At 66.2% G+C, this 15,898-nt stretch carries 15 protein-coding genes and 1 riboswitch; of the genes, 11 read left to right on the top strand and 4 right to left on the bottom strand.

The features are described from left to right. Nucleotides 1–144: 144 nt before the first annotated feature. Together AC56LR_RS08275 and AC56LR_RS08270 are read left to right on the top strand one after the other, a co-directional pair. Nucleotides 145–312: a hypothetical protein gene (locus AC56LR_RS08275; RefSeq protein ID WP_497129368.1), complete on the top strand. Its 168-nt coding sequence runs from the start codon at nucleotides 145–147 to the stop codon at nucleotides 310–312. Nucleotides 313–321: 9 nt separating this feature from the next. After that, nucleotides 322–1,944 (top strand): tetratricopeptide repeat protein, encoded by a 1,623-nt coding sequence (locus AC56LR_RS08270; protein ID WP_497129366.1) that lies wholly within the window; start codon nucleotides 322–324, stop codon nucleotides 1,942–1,944. 18 nt (nucleotides 1,945–1,962) lie between these two features. Here the strand turns inward: AC56LR_RS08270 and dapF are convergent, their stop codons facing one another. Genes dapF through AC56LR_RS08255 form a run of 3 tightly spaced genes read right to left on the bottom strand, consistent with a single transcriptional unit; the run spans nucleotide 1,963 to nucleotide 4,584 of the window. After that, nucleotides 1,963–2,823: a diaminopimelate epimerase gene (gene dapF / locus AC56LR_RS08265; protein ID WP_497129364.1), complete on the bottom strand. Its 861-nt coding sequence runs from the start codon at nucleotides 2,821–2,823 to the stop codon at nucleotides 1,963–1,965. A gap of 55 nt (nucleotides 2,824–2,878) precedes the next feature. Continuing rightward, nucleotides 2,879–3,742, bottom strand: a complete 864-nt coding sequence (locus AC56LR_RS08260; RefSeq protein WP_497129362.1) for an LpxL/LpxP family acyltransferase — start codon at nucleotides 3,740–3,742, stop codon at nucleotides 2,879–2,881. Then, nucleotides 3,739–4,584: a lysophospholipid acyltransferase family protein gene (locus AC56LR_RS08255; RefSeq protein ID WP_497129360.1), complete on the bottom strand. Its 846-nt coding sequence runs from the start codon at nucleotides 4,582–4,584 to the stop codon at nucleotides 3,739–3,741. The genes AC56LR_RS08260 and AC56LR_RS08255 overlap by 4 nt, the downstream gene beginning before the upstream one ends. A 191-nt stretch (nucleotides 4,585–4,775) precedes the next feature. Between AC56LR_RS08255 and metK the strand changes: the two genes are divergently transcribed. The 5 genes from metK (at nucleotide 4,776) to metF (ending at nucleotide 10,301) form a co-directional block, all read left to right on the top strand. Continuing rightward, the gene (gene metK / locus AC56LR_RS08250; protein WP_489875165.1) at nucleotides 4,776–5,942 is read left to right on the top strand and encodes a methionine adenosyltransferase; all 1,167 of its coding nucleotides are present in this window, start codon (nucleotides 4,776–4,778) and stop codon (nucleotides 5,940–5,942) included. 212 nt (nucleotides 5,943–6,154) lie between these two features. After that, entirely contained in the window at nucleotides 6,155–7,525 is a 1,371-nt protein-coding gene (locus AC56LR_RS08245; protein WP_497129358.1) for an ATP-binding protein, read from the top strand. Between the two features lie 17 nt (nucleotides 7,526–7,542). Beyond that, nucleotides 7,543–7,614: riboswitch (S-adenosyl-L-homocysteine riboswitch) on the top strand. A 29-nt stretch (nucleotides 7,615–7,643) separates the two neighbouring features. Next, complete coding sequence (gene ahcY / locus AC56LR_RS08240; RefSeq protein WP_497129357.1) at nucleotides 7,644–9,056, top strand: adenosylhomocysteinase; 1,413 nt, start codon at nucleotides 7,644–7,646, stop codon at nucleotides 9,054–9,056. Nucleotides 9,057–9,127: 71 nt separating this feature from the next. Next, nucleotides 9,128–9,484: a phage holin family protein gene (locus AC56LR_RS08235; protein WP_489875162.1), complete on the top strand. Its 357-nt coding sequence runs from the start codon at nucleotides 9,128–9,130 to the stop codon at nucleotides 9,482–9,484. After that, on the top strand, nucleotides 9,471–10,301 hold the full coding sequence (metF, locus tag AC56LR_RS08230) for a methylenetetrahydrofolate reductase [NAD(P)H] (protein WP_497129356.1): 831 nt from the start codon (nucleotides 9,471–9,473) through the stop codon (nucleotides 10,299–10,301). The genes AC56LR_RS08235 and metF overlap by 14 nt, the downstream gene beginning before the upstream one ends. A 38-nt stretch (nucleotides 10,302–10,339) precedes the next feature. Here the strand turns inward: metF and AC56LR_RS08225 are convergent, their stop codons facing one another. Beyond that, nucleotides 10,340–10,939: a 5-formyltetrahydrofolate cyclo-ligase gene (locus tag AC56LR_RS08225; protein ID WP_497129355.1), complete on the bottom strand. Its 600-nt coding sequence runs from the start codon at nucleotides 10,937–10,939 to the stop codon at nucleotides 10,340–10,342. A 32-nt stretch (nucleotides 10,940–10,971) separates the two neighbouring features. On the opposite strand from AC56LR_RS08225, the gene AC56LR_RS08220 reads away from it, so the two are divergent. From AC56LR_RS08220 to AC56LR_RS08205, 4 genes are read left to right on the top strand one after another with little or no spacing between them, the layout of a single operon-like run. Further along, nucleotides 10,972–12,960, top strand: a complete 1,989-nt coding sequence (locus AC56LR_RS08220; RefSeq protein ID WP_497129354.1) for a lytic transglycosylase domain-containing protein — start codon at nucleotides 10,972–10,974, stop codon at nucleotides 12,958–12,960. Between the two features lie 10 nt (nucleotides 12,961–12,970). Next, nucleotides 12,971–13,933: a complex I NDUFA9 subunit family protein gene (locus AC56LR_RS08215; RefSeq protein ID WP_497129353.1), complete on the top strand. Its 963-nt coding sequence runs from the start codon at nucleotides 12,971–12,973 to the stop codon at nucleotides 13,931–13,933. 43 nt (nucleotides 13,934–13,976) lie between these two features. Continuing rightward, nucleotides 13,977–14,696, top strand: coding sequence for a glutathione S-transferase family protein (locus AC56LR_RS08210; RefSeq protein ID WP_497129352.1), 720 nt, complete (start codon nucleotides 13,977–13,979; stop codon nucleotides 14,694–14,696). A gap of 2 nt (nucleotides 14,697–14,698) precedes the next feature. Next, nucleotides 14,699–15,886, top strand: a complete 1,188-nt coding sequence (locus AC56LR_RS08205; protein WP_497129351.1) for a multifunctional CCA addition/repair protein — start codon at nucleotides 14,699–14,701, stop codon at nucleotides 15,884–15,886. Nucleotides 15,887–15,898 lie beyond the last annotated feature (12 nt).

Genomic DNA, 15,898 nt, shown 5'->3' with positions numbered 1-15,898 from the left:
CGGCGGCACTTGGTGGAAAGCCAATAAATCCAATCGTGCTGTTGTATTTTTGAAACGCGTAGAAATCCGGATGTAACAATTCCCGCCGTGATACAGACCAGCCCGCTAACTCGGCGGTTTGCGCCTCCTCAAGGAAGCCCGGGATTGAATCGGATCGATGCCGGAGGCGGCTTAGACTCTGCTCACATTCAGTGCGTGGCGATTGAAAAGCATGATTTATTGTATATTGGCAACTTTTTACGGATGGGCTGCCTGCCCTCCGGCGATGGCTGCCTCGCCGTTTTCGCCGCGCTGGCCGACATCCATCCATGAAACGTAACAATGGCTAACCGCGAAGAACTGGCGATCATCCGCAACGCACGCGCCGGGCAGGCCGCCGCTCAGCTCGAGCTGGGCACGCTCTACCTGTTCGGCAGTGCCGGTTTGCCGCAGAGCCTGCCCACCGCGCTGCACTGGCTCGAGCGCGCTGCCCGGCAAGACTGCCAACAGGCCTGGCAATTGATCGGCAACCACATCCCCCTCGAACTGGCCCAGCCCGGCGCGCAGGCATTGATGCCCTGGTACGAGCGCGCCTACGACGACGGCAGCGTGCATGCCGGGCTGGTGTTCGCCCAGCTGGTGTTCAATGGGTCGGCAGGAGTGGCCGCGCCCGACCGCGCCAAGGCGCTGCGCGCCCTTGAAGACGCGGCGCGCGCCGGATTTCCCGAAGCCCAATGGCTGCTGGCGCGCCAACATGCAGCCCCGGTGCAGGCTGTTGCTCCAGGTTCCGGCGCCGCGGCAGGGCAGGCCCCGTCCCAGGGCTGGCTCAAGCGCGCCGCCGACAACGGCGTAGCCGCAGCCCGGTACGCAGTGCTCGACCAGGCCTGGAAAACCGGCCAGCACGGCGATTACCTCGTCCGTGCGCTGCCGCTGGCGCGCGCGCTCGTGCGGGCCGCCGCCGCCCAGCACGGCGTGCAGCGCCTGGCGCCGGGCGACATCGTCCTGCTGTCGCGGGTGGCGCGCCTGCAGGGCGGTGGCGAATTCGGCATCGGCGTGGCTGCCCAATCCAGCGTCATGCTCGAGGCTGGCGAGCCGCTGTGCTTCTGGGAGCTCGCCGCGGCCGAGCACGACCGCCATGCCCAGCTGGCGATGGGACTGCGTTGCGCCCGCATGGACATCGACGGCCGCCGCATTACCGGCAGCGGCAGCGGCGCGGCCAACTTCAAGAAGGCGATCCGCTGGCTGACCCTGGCGGGCGAGCAGGGGCTGGCCCAGGCCTGGTATGCGCTGTCGCGCATCTATATCAAGCCCGAGTTCTCGCAGCGTAACGTGGGCGACGCCCAGCGCTACCTCGAGCGCGCCGCCGACATGGGCTACCGCGAAGCCCAGCTCGAATGCGGCAACATCGCCTGGCGCGCGCGCCGCGAGAACGAAAACAACGATGTGCGCGCCGTGTTCTGGCTGCAGAAGGCAGCTGCCCAGGGCAGCGCCGAGGCCGAGGCGTTGCTGGGGAAGATCGCACCGCGCTTATCCAGCCCGGCCTATCTCGAGACCGGCAAGCTGCTGGCCCGCAACCCTGACCTGGACCGCTCGCATCCGCTGCTGGCGGCGCGGCTGGAGCTGGCCGAGGTATTCAGCCTGTCGCGCGCCGAAGCCTTGCTGCTCGACGTTCCGGCGGCCGACCACGGGCATTGCCTGGTGATCGACATCCGCGCCAGCTATGGCCGCAGCAAGCGCCGGCTGGTGCTGGTCGACACGGCGCAGGAGCGCCATGTGCTCGACCGGATCGGGCGGCTGTTTGAGGGGATTGATTGTGGGCCGTCCGGGCCTGAGGGAAATTACCGGCAGCGCTTGTATCGACTGCGCACCTTGCTGGGGGCGCAGGATGACGAGCCAGGTATGCAGGAAGGAGAGGAGTCGGAAAAGGATCAGCAGGGGCCGGCCGATCTGGGGCTGGCTGCCTGAGATACGTACGAGGTTTTGTCAGGCATTTCCAATCTCAATCTCACCTTCAAACACCGTCACCGCCGGCCCGCTGAGATACACCGGCTGGCCATCCCCCGCCCACGCAATGCTCAGCTCCCCGCCACGCGCAGATACGCGCACCGGCGAATCGAGCAGTCCACGGCGAATGCCGGCGACGACCGCAGCGCAGGCGCCGGTGCCGCAGGCCAGCGTCTCGCCCGCGCCGCGCTCGTAGACCCGCAGGCGGATGTGCTGGCGGTCCACCACCTGCATATACCCGGCGTTGACCCGCTTCGGGAAGCGCGGATGCATTTCGATCAGCGGGCCGGTCTGCTCGACCGGCGCGCGGTCGACGTCGTCGACCACCTGCACGGCGTGCGGGTTGCCCATCGATACCACCGACACGAAGACCGTCTTGCCGTTCACCGGCAGCGGCCAGGCGGTGTCCTCGCCCTCTGCCCAGCCGCCCAGGCCGGCGCTGTCGAAGGGAACGGCGCTTGGTTCCAGCACCGGCGCGCCCATGTCCACCGTCACGCTGCCATCCTCCTCGAGCCGGGGCGCGATGATGCCCTTCATGGTCTCGACACGGATGCTGCGCTCGTTCGACAATCCCTTGTCGCTGACGAAACGGGCAAAGGCGCGTGCGCCATTGCCGCACTGCTCGACTTCGCTGCCGTCGCTATTAAAGATGCGGTAGCGGAAGTCGCAGCCTGCGCTGGTCGGCCGCTCGACGATCAGGATCTGGTCGGCGCCGATGCCGAAGCGGCGATCGGCCAGCCGGCGCCATTGCTCGGTGCTCAGCGACACGTTCTGGTGGATGGCGTCGACGACGATGAAGTCGTTGCCCGCGCCGTGCATCTTGGTGAATTTCAGTTTCATGGCGATCAGCCCAGTTCAGTTCAGCTTAACTAATTTCAATTCGATTAAGTCCAACTTACTCGTAGACCGAGGCCTCGCCCGGCGGCCGGGTCTTGAAGCGCTTATGCGTCCAGAAGTATTCTGCCGGCGTCTCGCGTGCCCGCTCTTCGATGAAGGCGTTCATGCGGCGGGTCGCCTCGACCATGTCGTCGCCCGGGTAATTCTCCCACGCCGGATAGAAGCGCACGCGCCAGCCCTGGTAATTCGGCAGGTAGGTGGCGACTACCGGAATCACCTTGGCGCCGGTGGTCGCTGCGATCCGGCCCAGCGCGGTCAGCGTGGCGGCGGGGATGCCGAAGAAAGGCACGAACTCGGCATCCTTCGCGCCGAAGTCCATGTCCGGCAGCATGAAATAGGGCAGGCCGTCGCGCAGCGCGCGCAGGATCGGCTTGATGCCTTCCTTGCGCGTCACCAGCCGCACCGGACCGTAGCGTTCGCGGCCGTGGCGCAGCAGCGCATCAAAAGCGGCATTCTTCTGCGGCACATACATGCTGCACACCGGGATCACGCGCGAAGCCACGCCGGCCACGTCCAGGCAGACGAAGTGCGGGCACAGCAGGATGGTCGGGCCGTCTTCCATCGCGGCCTGCGGCACCGCCGGTTCGACGTGGATGAGGCTGCGCACGCGCGCTTCCGGCGCCCACCACAGGATCGAGCGCTCGAAGATGCTGCGCGCGTAGGCCCGGAAATGCTGCTTCGCGATCGCGTGGCGCTCGCCCTCGGATTTCTCCGGGAAGCACAGGCGCAAATTGGTCAGGGCGATCCGTCGGCGCTTGCCCATGATCAGGAACATCAGGCTGCCGACCGTTTCGCCGAGGCGGCCCAGGATGGGCAGCGGCAGGAAGTGCAGCAGCCACATAAAGCCGAGCAAGACCCTCATACCGCAGCCTCCGGCCCGGCCACGCCATCGGGCTGCTTGTAGCGGTTATAGCTCCAGAAATACTGGGCGGGGGCGCGTGCGATCAGCTGCTCCATGGCGCGGTTGACCTGCGCCGCTTGTTCCGCGGCAGTGCCCGACAGATCGCCCTCGAAAGGCACGAAGCGCACGACATAACCCTTGCCGCGCGGCAGGCGCTCGGCATAGACCAGCAGGATGTCGGCCTTGCCCAGCTGCGCCAGTTTCGACGGCAGCGTCATCGTATAAGCGGTGCGGCCGAACCACGGCGCCCACACGCCTTCGCCTTCCTGCGGCACCTGGTCGGGCAGCAGGCCGATCGGCTGGCCGCTTTTCAGGGTCTTGGCCAGGATGCGCACGCCGCTCAAGGTAGCCGGCGCCAGGTGCAGATTGTGGCGGGCGCGAGCGCCTTCGACCAGGGGTTTCAGTGCGCTCTTGCGCGGCGGGCGGTACATGACGGTCAGCGCGGTCTTCAGGGCAATCTGCTGGGCCGTCATTTCGAAGCAGCCCAAGTGCGGGGTCAGGAACACGATGCCGCGGCCGGCATCGAGGCGCTCCTGCACCAGGTTCCAGTTCTCGACCCGCGCATGGCGCGCCACGCGCTCGGGTTTCGCGCACCACACAAACGCCAGCTCGATGATGGCCTTGCCGGCTTCGGCCACAGCCGCGTTCAGCTGGCCTTCATAGCCGGCTTGCTTCAGGTTGGCGCGCAGCCTGCGGCGGTAAGAAGACGATAAGGAATACACGAGCCAGCCGAGGCCGGATCCGAGGGCATGCAAAAACGGCAATGGAAATACCGATAGTGCACGGAACAAAATAACTAACATGCGATTGACCAGAATTGAATGGAACGAGACTTGCTACAGCAAAATTCTCGAAGGAAGCGTAAAATACCACTTTATGCAGGATCCGCCGAGTTAATAGACAACTTGCGAAGCGGAATATAAATGTCGCTAAAGCGTCGCAGGCACCTGTTGCTGCGGCACGTATACATCTACAACCCGTAACCGGAGCCTTCATGTCCAACGACTATCTCTTCACTTCCGAATCCGTCTCGGAAGGCCATCCCGACAAGGTCGCCGACCAGATCTCCGACGCCATCCTCGACGCCATCCTGGAGCAGGATCCGCGCGCGCGCGTCGCTGCCGAAACCCTGTGCAACACCGGTCTCGTCGTGCTGGCAGGCGAAATCACCACCCACGCCAACGTCGACTACATCCAGGTGGCGCGCAACACCATCAAGCGCATCGGCTACGACAACACCGATTTCGGCATCGACTACAAAGGTTGCGCCGTGATGGTCTGCTACGACAAGCAGTCGCCGGACATTGCCCAGGGCGTGGACGAAGGCGCGGGCCTCGATCTCGACCAGGGCGCGGGCGACCAGGGCCTGATGTTCGGCTATGCCTGCGACGAGACCCCGGAACTGATGCCGGCCGCTATTTATTACGCACACCGCCTGGTCGAGCGCCAGTCGCAGCTGCGCAAGGACGGCCGCCTGCAGTGGCTGCGCCCGGACGCCAAGTCGCAGGTCACCCTGCGCTACGTCAACGGCCGCCCGGTGTCGGTCGACACCGTCGTGCTGTCCACCCAGCACCACCCGGACGTCACGCACTCGCAGATCGAAGAAGCGGTCATCGAAGAAATCATCAAGCCGACCCTGCCGCGTGAATGGCTGGAAGGCACGAAATACCTGGTCAACCCGACCGGCCGCTTCGTCATCGGCGGCCCGCAGGGCGACTGCGGCCTGACCGGCCGCAAGATCATCGTCGACACCTACGGCGGCGCAGCTCCGCACGGCGGCGGCGCCTTCTCGGGCAAGGATCCTACCAAGGTCGACCGTTCGGCCGCCTATGCCGCGCGCTATGTCGCCAAGAACGTGGTGGCCGCCGGCCTGGCGCGCCAGTGCCAGGTGCAGGTGAGCTACGCGATCGGCGTGGCCCGCCCGATCAACATCACCGTGTATACCGAAGGCACCGGCGTGATCCCGGACGACAAGATCGCCCAGCTGGTCATGGAACACTTCGACTTGCGCCCGAAAGGCATCGTGCAAATGCTCGACCTGCTGCGCCCGATCTACGCCAAGACGGCCGCCTATGGCCACTTCGGCCGCGAAGAGCCGGAGTTCACCTGGGAGCGCACCGACAAGGCAGCCGCCCTGCGCGCAGCCGCCGGCCTGTCGTAATCGCGTCACCGCGCGGGTGGGGCAGCAGCCCCGCCTGCGCAGCAAGCTCCCGCCAGTCCCACGCCATTGTGGCGCGCCCCCGCTATTTCCTTTATCGACCGCAATAAACTTTCCGAGTTTGTTGCATAATCCGTCAAGTTTGATTGTTACATTACAGCATCATCAGCCTCGTGGCGTGGCCCGATGCTTGCTCCTCTCTGTCGGAAAGGCACATGCAACACCCTATCCTCACCAGCACCATCGGTCTCGAACTGGACGTCATCGCCTCGCGGCAACGTGCACGCCAGATTGCGGCCCGTTGCGGTTTCGGTTCGCACGACCAGGCGCGTATCGCCAGTGCGGTGTCGGAACTGGCGCGCAATGTGTTCAGTTATGCCGGTGAAGGCAAGGTCGCATTTTCCCTGCTGGGTTCCACCGGACGCCAGGCGCTGATGGTCGTGATCGAGGACGCGGGGCCGGGCATCAAGGGTCTCGAGGCCCTGCTGGCGCAAGACGACGCGGCGCCACAGGCAGCCGGGACCGGCCTGTTGGCGGCACGCCGTTTCATGGATACCTGCGAGATCACGACCGGCAGCAGCGGCACGCGCATTGTCCTGACCAAGCTGATGCCGGTGCACGCCCAGGCCTTGTCGGCCGGCGACATCGCGCGCGACGTGGCCGGCGTCTCCCTGCCGAGCAATGTGGCGCTGTCCGAAGCCCACCACCAGAACCGCGAACTGACCGATGCGCTGGCCGCTCTCCAGGAGCGCCAGGACCAGCTGGTGGAGGTCTCGCGCCGCCTCGAGCAGACCAACGGGCGGGTCGAGGAACTGAACCGCTTGCTCAATGAACAAGCGGCCTCGCTGATGTCGGCGGACCGCCAGAAAAACGAATTCCTGTCGATGCTGAGCCACGAACTGCGCGGCCCCTTGTCCGCCGCCTCGATGGCGGCCCAGCTGCTGAGGAAAAATCCGGAGAAGGCCGTCCAGACCTCGAGCCTGAGCGAGCTGATCAGCCGGCAAGTCGGCCACATGAACCGCCTGGTGGAAGACCTGCTCGACGTCTCGCGTATCAGCCGCGGCCTGATCTCGATCGTCAAGACCGAGGTCGACATGCGCGACGTGGTGGCCGCCGCCATCGAACAGATCATGCCGGCCGCCCAGCGCAAGGGCCAGCGGGTCGAGCTGGCGCTGCCACCGGCGCCCTGCCTGGTCGAAGGCGATGCGACGCGCCTGGTCCAGGTCATCGGCAACCTGCTCGGCAATGCCACCCGCTATACCGGCCCCGGTGGCCTGATCGCGCTGAACCTGGAAGAGCAGGGCGGGCGCTGCGCGCTGCGCGTGGCCGACAACGGCCAGGGCATCGCCGCCGAACTCCTGCCGCATCTGTTCGACCTGTATGTGCAGGCCGAAACTTCGTCCGAGCGCCAGCATGGCGGCCTCGGGCTGGGCCTGGCGCTGGTCAAGAGCCTGATCGAACTGCATGGTGGCACGGTCCGGGCGGCCAGCGGAGGCGTGGGCCTGGGCAGCCGCTTCGATATCGACCTGCCATTGGCCATTTCCTCCCAGACAACACCTCTGCCGGACAGCTGCACAGCGGCCTGAGTCGTGGTAAACTAGCTCGTTCCGAGGAGCGTTGCGACGAAGAGATTCCTCTTCGCCAGGCTCGGATATCAACACCGCGCTCACGTTAACTTTTTTCAACCATTGAAAGGAGCGCGTGATGAGCGCCGTACTCAAAGACCTCAAAGATTTCCACATCGCCGACATCTCCCTGGCATCCTGGGGCGAGAAGGAAATCCGTATTGCAGAAACCGAAATGCCGGGCCTGATGGCGATCCGCGAGGAATACGCCGCCGCCCAGCCCCTGAAGGGCGCGCGCATCGCCGGTTCGCTGCACATGACCATCCAGACCGCGGTCCTGATCCGCACCCTGGAAGCCCTGGGCGCCGACGTGCGCTGGGCATCGTGCAACATCTATTCGACGCAAGACCACGCTGCCGCCGCGATCGCCGCGGTCGGCACCCCGGTGTTCGCCGTCAAGGGCGAGACCCTGGACGAATACTGGGAATACACCCACCGCATCTTCGAATGGCCGGGTGACAAGCACGCCAACATGATCCTCGACGACGGCGGCGACGCAACCCTGCTGCTGCACCTGGGCGTGCGCGCCGAGAAGGACATCTCGGTACTGGACAAGCCGGGCTCGGAAGAAGAAATCTGCCTGTTCAACTCGATCAAGGGCCGCCTCGCGCGCGATCCGCAGTGGTACTCCAAGCGCCTGCCATGCATCCTTGGCGTGACCGAAGAAACCACCACCGGCGTGCACCGCCTGTACCAGATGCACCTGGAAGGCAAGCTGGCTTTCCCGGCCATCAACGTCAACGATTCGGTCACCAAGTCGAAGTTCGACAACCTGTACGGCTGCCGCGAATCGCTGGTCGACGGCATCAAGCGCGCCACCGACGTCATGATCGCCGGCAAGGTCGCCGTGATCGCCGGTTACGGCGACGTGGGCAAGGGCTCGGCCCAGGCCATGCGCGCGCTGTCGGCGCAAGTCTGGGTCACCGAAATCGACCCGATCTGCGCACTGCAGGCGGCGATGGAAGGCTACCGCGTCGTGACCATGGATTACGCAGCCGAGCACGGCGACATTTTTGTTACCTGCACCGGCAACTACCACGTCATCACCGAGCAGCACATGCTCAAGATGAAGGACCAGGCGATCGTCTGCAACATCGGCCACTTCGACAACGAAATCGAAGTCGCGGCGCTCAAGAAGTACGAGTGGGAAAACATCAAGCCGCAGGTCGACCACGTCATCTTCCCTGATGGCAAGCGCATCATCCTGCTGGCCGAAGGCCGCCTGGTGAACCTGGGCTGCGGCACCGGTCACCCGTCGTACGTGATGAGCTCGTCGTTCGCGAACCAGACCATCGCCCAGATCGAGCTGTTCGCCAACACCGCCCAGTACCCGGTCGGCGTCTACACGCTGCCGAAGCACCTGGACGAGAAGGTCGCGCGCCTGCAGCTGAAAAAGCTCAATGCGCAGCTGACCGTGCTGACCGAAGAGCAGGCCGCCTACATCTCGGTGAGCCAGGCCGGACCGTACAAACCGGACCACTACCGTTATTAATCGGTAGCTGACTGACGCGGGCGCTGTTGACAGCGCCCGTTTTTTCAACGCGACCCACGAAAGTCGATGCAATGCGCCTGCTCGTCACCTGGCTGATCAATGCCGCCGCCCTGATGGCCCTGCCGTACCTGATGTCTTCCGTTTCAATGTCGAATTTCACGACCGCGCTGATCGCCGCGCTCGTGCTCGGACTGGTCAATACCCTGATCCGCCCGCTCCTGGTCATCCTGACCCTGCCCGTCACCGTGGTCTCGCTCGGCCTGTTCATCCTCGTGATCAACGCCTTCCTGTTCTGGCTGGTCGCACGCTACATCGACGGCTTCGACGTCGGCGGCTTCGGATCGGCCTTCATTGCCGCCATCCTGTACAGCATCATTTCGTGGGCGCTTGCTACCTTGCTCCTCAGAGATAAAGATGGAAACGCATAATTTCAGTATCGAGTTCTTTCCGCCCAAGACGGAAGAGGGCGCGGAAAAACTGCGCGCCGTGCGCCAGAAGCTGGCGGTCTTGGCGCCGAAGTATTTCTCGGTGACTTTTGGCGCCGGCGGCACCACCCAGCAGGGCACGCTGCAGACCGTACTCGAGATCAAGTCCGAAGGCATGGATGCCGCGCCCCACCTGTCGTGCATCGGCGGCACCCGCGACTCGCTGCGCGCCAACCTGCAGCAATTCCAGGACGCCGGCATCCGCCGCCTGGTGGCGCTGCGCGGCGACCTGCCCAGCGGCTACGGCGGCGCCGGCGAGTTCCGCTATGCCAGCGAGCTGGTCGAGTTCATCCGCAAGGAAACCGGCGACTGGTTCCACATCGAAGTGGCGGCTTACCCGGAAATGCACCCGCAGGCCCGTTCGCCGCAAGACGATTTGCAAGCCTTCGCGCGCAAGATCCAGGCCGGCGCGAATGCCGCGATCACGCAGTATTTTTATAACGCGGACGCTTACTTCGAATTCGTCGACAATGCCCGCAAGCTGGGCGTGGACGTGCCGATCGTGGCGGGCATCATGCCGATCACGAACTATACGCAGCTGATGCGCTTCTCGGACATGTGCGGCGCCGAGATCCCGCGCTGGGTGCGCGTGAAGCTGGCCAGCTTCGGCGACGATTCGGCCTCGATCAAGGCCTTCGGGCTGGACGTGGTGACCAGCCTGTGCGAACGCCTGCTGGCGGGCGGCGCGCCGGGGCTGCATTTCTACAGCATGAACCAGGCGGTGGCGACGACGGCGATCTGGCAGCGGCTGGTGAAGTAATTGGTGGTAACGGCCGCGGCGTTCGATTTGCCGCGGTCCTACGATTCCGTAATGATCTCGTCTAACGGGATGTCATACTCGTTCAACCCGAACTCCGCCAGCTGGCAGGCATACGCCACCCCCAGCGTCCTGGGCCGAGGCTCCTCCGCCAGCGTCCTGTCGTAAAACCCCCCGCCATACCCCAATCGATAACCCTGCGCATCGAACCCGAGGCAGGGAATCAGCAAAGCAGCAGGCCGTTCCACCATCCTCAATTCCGCCGGCACCGCCACCCCCATGCTGTCCGCCACCGTCGCCTCGCCCGGCTGCCACTGCGCGAACCCGAGCGCCGCGTCGCGCTCCACCACGACAGGCAAGGCCAGCCGTACGCCTTGCTCGGCCAATTCCGCGTAGGCTGCAAGCAAGTCCGGTTCGCCCGCCAGCGGCCAGTACACGGCCAGCGAGTCGACCGGCTTGGCCCGCCACCATGCCAGCACCCGCGCCCCGATGCGCGCGTCCCAGGCCCGTTTGACCTCGGGCGGAATGGCGAGGCGCCGTTCCTTGAGGGTCCGGCGCAGCAGCGGTTTGTCGGGTGTTGCGCTTGCGCCAGTCTCTGGCAGGAGCGCATTGGCGCGTGGTATTCTTGATTCGCCGGTCATGGTTTGAATGCAGCGTAGAGTGAGAGTTGTGGATGTTTCAATCGAGATTGACAGCCGGCTCCTTGCCGGCAGCCCTTGTCCTTGTGTTTGCTTCGTGGACGATTCCTTCCGGCATAGTCCACGCCCAGGGCGCGCCCTCGGTTCCCGGCGCGGCCAACGGCGCCCTGGATAACCGTGCCAACGACGACACCTTCCTGCTGCTGCGCGAAGCGGCGCGCCAGGACGATGCGGCGCGCACCAATGCACTGGCCTCGCGCCTGCCGAACTACCTGCTCGCTTCCTACGTCGACTATTATCGTCTGAAACCCCGGCTGCGCGACGCCACGGCCGAGGAAATCCGCGAGGTGCTGCGCCGCCACGAGGGCAGTGCGGTCGCTGATCGCCTGCGCAGCGACTGGCTGCTCGAACTGGGCCGGCGCCGCGACTGGGCCGGCTTCGAGCGCGAAGCGGGCCAGCTCGCGGGCGGCGGCGAGCTGCAGATTCGCTGCTATGGCCTCTTGATGCGCGCCGGCCGCGGCGAACAGGCGGCCCCGGAAGCACGCGCCTTGCTGCTCAACCCGGACAACTACGGCGAAGGCTGCGCCGCCCTGATCGCCCAGCTCTACCAGGGCGGCCAATTCAGCCAGGACGATCTGCTGTGGCAGCTGCGCCTGTCCGGCGAGGCGGACGCCACCGGGCCGGCGCGCCGCACGGCAAGCCTGCTCGGCGCCTCCGACACCCGCGCGGCCCAGGCGGTGGATGTGCCGGCCGTGGCCATGGCGCGCGGCATCGGCAGCACCCGCGCCGAGCGGGCGATCTACCTGGTGGCGCTTGCCCGCATGGCGCGCACCAGCCTGAAGCTGGCCACCGTCGCCCTGGACAAGAACAGCCCCAACCTCAGCCCTGAAGAACGCGCGATCGGCTGGGCCGGCATCGCGCACGCCGCCTCGATCATGCTCTCGCCCGACGCCGCCCTGTACTGGCAGCGCGCGGTCGGCGTACCCCTCACCAGCGAACAATTGCAGTGGAAAACCCGCATCGCCCTGCGCCGCGGCGACTGGAAGACCGTACGCGCCACCATCGAGGCCATGCCGGCCTGGCTGCGCGCCGATGGCGCCTGGATCTACTGGCTGGGCCGCGCCGACAAGCACGAAGGCAAGATGGTGGAAGCGAACGCCCTGTTCGAGCGGATCGCGGTTCCCCACCATTTCTATGGCCAGCTCGCCATGGAAGAACTCGGCCGCCAGGTCGCGGCGCCGCCGCCGGTCCAGCCGGTCAGTGTCGACGAACTGGCCCAGGCCGGCGCCAACCCGAGCCTGCAGCGTGCCCTGAAGTTCTACGGTTTGCGCCTGCGCGCGGAGGGCAACCGCGAATGGAACTGGGCGCTGCGCAGCATGTCTGAACGTCAGTTGCTGGCCGCCGGCGAACTCGCTCGCCGCAACGACCTGCTCGATCGCATGGTCGAGACCTCGCTGCGCACGCGCACCGAACTCGACTACGCACAGCGTTTCCCGGCGCCGCACCTCGACGTCCTGCACCCGACCGCGCAGGGCCTGGGCCTGGACAAAGCCTGGGTCTATGGCCTGATCCGCCAGGAATCGCGCTTCATCACCGATGCGCGTTCCGGCGTCGGCGCCTCGGGCCTGATGCAGGTGATGCCCACCACCGGTAAATGGGTGGCGGCCAAAATTGGCATGGATAATTTTGTACATGGCATGCTTAACGACTTGCGCACCAATATCACGCTCGGCGCCAACTACATGAATATGGTGCTGAACAATTTCGAGGGCAACCAGATCCTGGCCACGGCCGCCTACAATGCCGGGCCATCGCGCGCGCGCACCTGGCGCGGCGTGCTCGAACAACCCATGGAAGGGGCGGTGTTCGTCGAAAGCATTCCGTTCGCGGAGACCCGCGGCTATGTGCGCAACGTGATGGCCAATGCCACCAACTACGCCGCCGTGTTCGAGCAAAAACCGCAGTCCCTGAAGGCGCGCCTGGGCTACGTACAACCGAGAGAGCGCGCATCCATTCTCCCCTGAAGGAACGATCATGCGCGACCTGAACGTGGTGGTGTTCGGCGCCACCGGCTTCATCGGCGGCCATCTGCTGGCGCGCCTGGCCGAAGACGGCGTCAACATGCTGGTGCCCACGCGCCACTACGAAAGCGCCAAGCACCTCACCACCTTGCCCTACCTCGACCTGGAAGTGGCCGACATCCACGACGACGCGACCCTGCACCGCCTGCTCGAGGGGCGCGACGCGGCGATCAACCTGGTCGGCGTGCTGCACGGCGGCCATGGCACGCCCTACGGCCCGGGCTTTCGCAAGCTGCACGTCGACCTGCCGCGCCGCATCGCCGCCGCCTGCGCGCAAGTCGGCGTGCCGCGCTACCTGCACATGAGCGCCCTCGGCGCGAACAGCGCCGGCCCCTCGATGTACCAGCGTTCCAAGGGCGACGGCGAGCTGGCCGCGCGCAGCCAGCCGCAGGTAGCGGCCACCATCTTCCGGCCCTCCGTCGTGTTCGGCCCGGGCGACCATTTCCTGGCCATGTTCGCACAGCTCCAGCGCTATCTGCCGCTGGTGCCGCTGGCCGGCAGCGGCGCGCGCTTCCAGCCGGTCTACGTGGGCGATGTCGCCGCCGCCTTTTCGATCGCCTTGCGCGACCTGCACACGCGCGGCGCGACCATCGAGCTGGGCGGCCCCCAGGTCTATACCCTGGCCGAACTGGTGAGGCTGAGCGGACGCTTCGCCGGCCACGAGCGCCACGTGCTGGGCTTGCCCGACTGGGTGGCGCGCGCGCAGGCGCGGGTGTTCGAGTTGCTGCCGGGCGACCCGGTCATCAGCCGCGACAACCTCGATTCGATGAAAACCGACAATGTGGTCGGAAAGCAAACAGGAGTCTTGACAGCCGAGGCGCTGGGAATCAAGCTCACATCGATCGAGGCCGTCGCGCCGCACTACCTGGCCAAAGCCGGGGGCCTCGACGATTACCGGACGCGCGCCGGGCGCTGATGCCCGGGCACGGCTTTCACCACCGCTTCGACCACAGGAAACCATGCAGACCATCGACCTCGACCCGACCCTGTCCACCACCCTCGACCAGGCGCGCCAGCCCGGCCTGACCCTCGTCATCGGCAACAAGAACGTGTCGTCGTGGTCGATGCGGCCGTGGGTGGCAGCCGTTGCGTTCGGGATCCCGTTCACCGAAGTGCGCGTCCTGCTCGACAAGCCCGACACCTCCGCCAACATCGCGCGCTATTCGCACGCGGGCCGGGTGCCGGTGCTGCTGGCCGGCGAGATCACGATCTGGGACAGCCTGGCGATCGTCGAATACCTGGCCGAGCAGTTCCAGGAAAAGCACATGTGGCCGCAGGACGTCGCCGCGCGCGCGATGGCGCGCTCGGTCGTGGCCGAGATGCATTCGGGCTTCGGCGAATTGCGCCACGCCATGTCGATGAACATCCAGGCGCGCCTGCCGGGGCGCGGGCGCACCCCGGGCGCCCAGGCCGACATCGGCCGCATCTGCGAGATCTGGGAAGACTGCCTGTCGCGCTTCGGCCACCACCGCTTCCTGTTCGGCGAGTTCTCGATCGCCGATGCCTTCTATGCACCGGTGGTCTGCCGCTTCAAGACCTATGGCGTGGCGCTGGCGCCGGCCCTGCAGGCCTATTGCGAGCGCGTGCTGGCCCACCCGGCCGTGGCGCGCTGGGTCGACGAGGCCATGCGGGAAAGCGATCCGACCCCACAGCACGACCTGGACCTGCCGCAGGCGTGACGATGCGCAGCTATGTCGTCGGCGGCGCCGTGCGCGACGAGCTGCTCGGGCGGCCCGTCACCGACCGCGACCACGTCGTGGTCGGCGCCAAGCCCGAAGACATGCTGGCCCAGGGCTTTCGCCCGGTCGGCAAGGACTTTCCGGTCTTCCTGCATCCGCACACGCACGAGGAATACGCGCTGGCCCGCACCGAGCGCAAGACCGCGCCCGGCTACCACGGCTTCCTGTTCCACGCGGCGCCCGAGGTCACGCTCGAAGAAGACCTGGTGCGGCGCGACCTGACCATCAATGCGATGGCGCGCGCCGACGACGGCAGCATCGTCGATCCGCATGACGGGCAGGGCGACCTGGAAAAGCGCCTCTTCCGCCACGTCTCCGGCGCCTTTGCCGAAGACCCGGTGCGCATCCTGCGCGTGGCGCGCTTCGCCGCGCGCTTCCCGGACTTCACGGTGCATGCTTCCACCAACACGCTGATGCGATCCATGGTCGACGCCGGCGAAGTCGACGCCCTGGTGGCGGAACGGGTCTGGCAGGAGCTCGCCCGCGGCCTGATGGAAGAGCGGCCGTCGCGCATGTTCGAGGTGCTGCGCGACTGCGGCGCATTGGGCCGCATCCTGCCCGAACTCGATGTGCTGTGGGGCGTGCCGCAGCCCCCGGGGCCCCATCCGGAAGTCGACACCGGCGTGCACGTCATGCTGGTGGTCGACTATGCAGCGGAGCAGGGCTATCCGCTGGAAGTGCGCTTCGCGGCCTTGACGCACGACCTGGGCAAGGGCCTCACGCCGCTGGAAGCGGTGTGCAAGCGCCTGAAGGTGCCCAACGAATGCCGCGACCTGGCCCTGATGACGGCGCGCGAGCACGGCAACGTCAGCCGCGCGCTGGAGCTGCGCGCCAACACCATCGTCACCCTGTTCGAGCGCTGCGACGCCTTCCGCAAACCGGGACGCTTCGCCCAGATGCTGCTGGCCTCCGAGTGCGATGCGCGCGGCCGCGGGCACGAGGCGCACCCGATGCGCCACCAGGACTATCCGCAGCGGCCACGCCTGGAGCAGGCGCTCGGCGCCGCGCGCGCCGTGAATGCCGGCGAGGTCGCGGCGCGCTTCCCTGAGGACCGCGCGAAGATCCCCGAAGCCGTGCATGCGGCCCGGGTGTCGGCGGTCAAGGCCGCGCTGCGCGAGAGCGGGGACTGAGTGCCACTGGGG

The sequence above is a fragment of the Telluria sp. ZT3P39 genome (assembly GCF_059685935.1).
Note: the sequence above shows the minus strand (reverse complement) of the source record. Positions and strands in the feature narration are given on the sequence as shown.

What these genes read in the sequence shown, in the direction of transcription:
- metK (WP_489875165.1), top strand. Translation starts at nt 4,776, where the DNA reads ATGTCCAACGACTATCTCTTCACTTCCGAATCCGTCTCGGAAGGCCAT.
- AC56LR_RS08260 (WP_497129362.1), bottom strand. Translation starts at nt 3,742, where the DNA reads ATGAGGGTCTTGCTCGGCTTTATGTGGCTGCTGCACTTCCTGCCGCTG.
- AC56LR_RS08205 (WP_497129351.1), top strand. Translation starts at nt 14,699, where the DNA reads ATGCGCAGCTATGTCGTCGGCGGCGCCGTGCGCGACGAGCTGCTCGGG.
- AC56LR_RS08270 (WP_497129366.1), top strand. Translation starts at nt 322, where the DNA reads ATGGCTAACCGCGAAGAACTGGCGATCATCCGCAACGCACGCGCCGGG.
- AC56LR_RS08220 (WP_497129354.1), top strand. Translation starts at nt 10,972, where the DNA reads ATGTTTCAATCGAGATTGACAGCCGGCTCCTTGCCGGCAGCCCTTGTC.
- ahcY (WP_497129357.1), top strand. Translation starts at nt 7,644, where the DNA reads ATGAGCGCCGTACTCAAAGACCTCAAAGATTTCCACATCGCCGACATC.
- AC56LR_RS08210 (WP_497129352.1), top strand. Translation starts at nt 13,977, where the DNA reads ATGCAGACCATCGACCTCGACCCGACCCTGTCCACCACCCTCGACCAG.
- metF (WP_497129356.1), top strand. Translation starts at nt 9,471, where the DNA reads ATGGAAACGCATAATTTCAGTATCGAGTTCTTTCCGCCCAAGACGGAA.
- AC56LR_RS08245 (WP_497129358.1), top strand. Translation starts at nt 6,155, where the DNA reads ATGCAACACCCTATCCTCACCAGCACCATCGGTCTCGAACTGGACGTC.
- AC56LR_RS08225 (WP_497129355.1), bottom strand. Translation starts at nt 10,939, where the DNA reads ATGACCGGCGAATCAAGAATACCACGCGCCAATGCGCTCCTGCCAGAG.
- dapF (WP_497129364.1), bottom strand. Translation starts at nt 2,823, where the DNA reads ATGAAACTGAAATTCACCAAGATGCACGGCGCGGGCAACGACTTCATC.
- AC56LR_RS08215 (WP_497129353.1), top strand. Translation starts at nt 12,971, where the DNA reads ATGCGCGACCTGAACGTGGTGGTGTTCGGCGCCACCGGCTTCATCGGC.
- AC56LR_RS08235 (WP_489875162.1), top strand. Translation starts at nt 9,128, where the DNA reads ATGCGCCTGCTCGTCACCTGGCTGATCAATGCCGCCGCCCTGATGGCC.
- AC56LR_RS08255 (WP_497129360.1), bottom strand. Translation starts at nt 4,584, where the DNA reads ATGTTAGTTATTTTGTTCCGTGCACTATCGGTATTTCCATTGCCGTTT.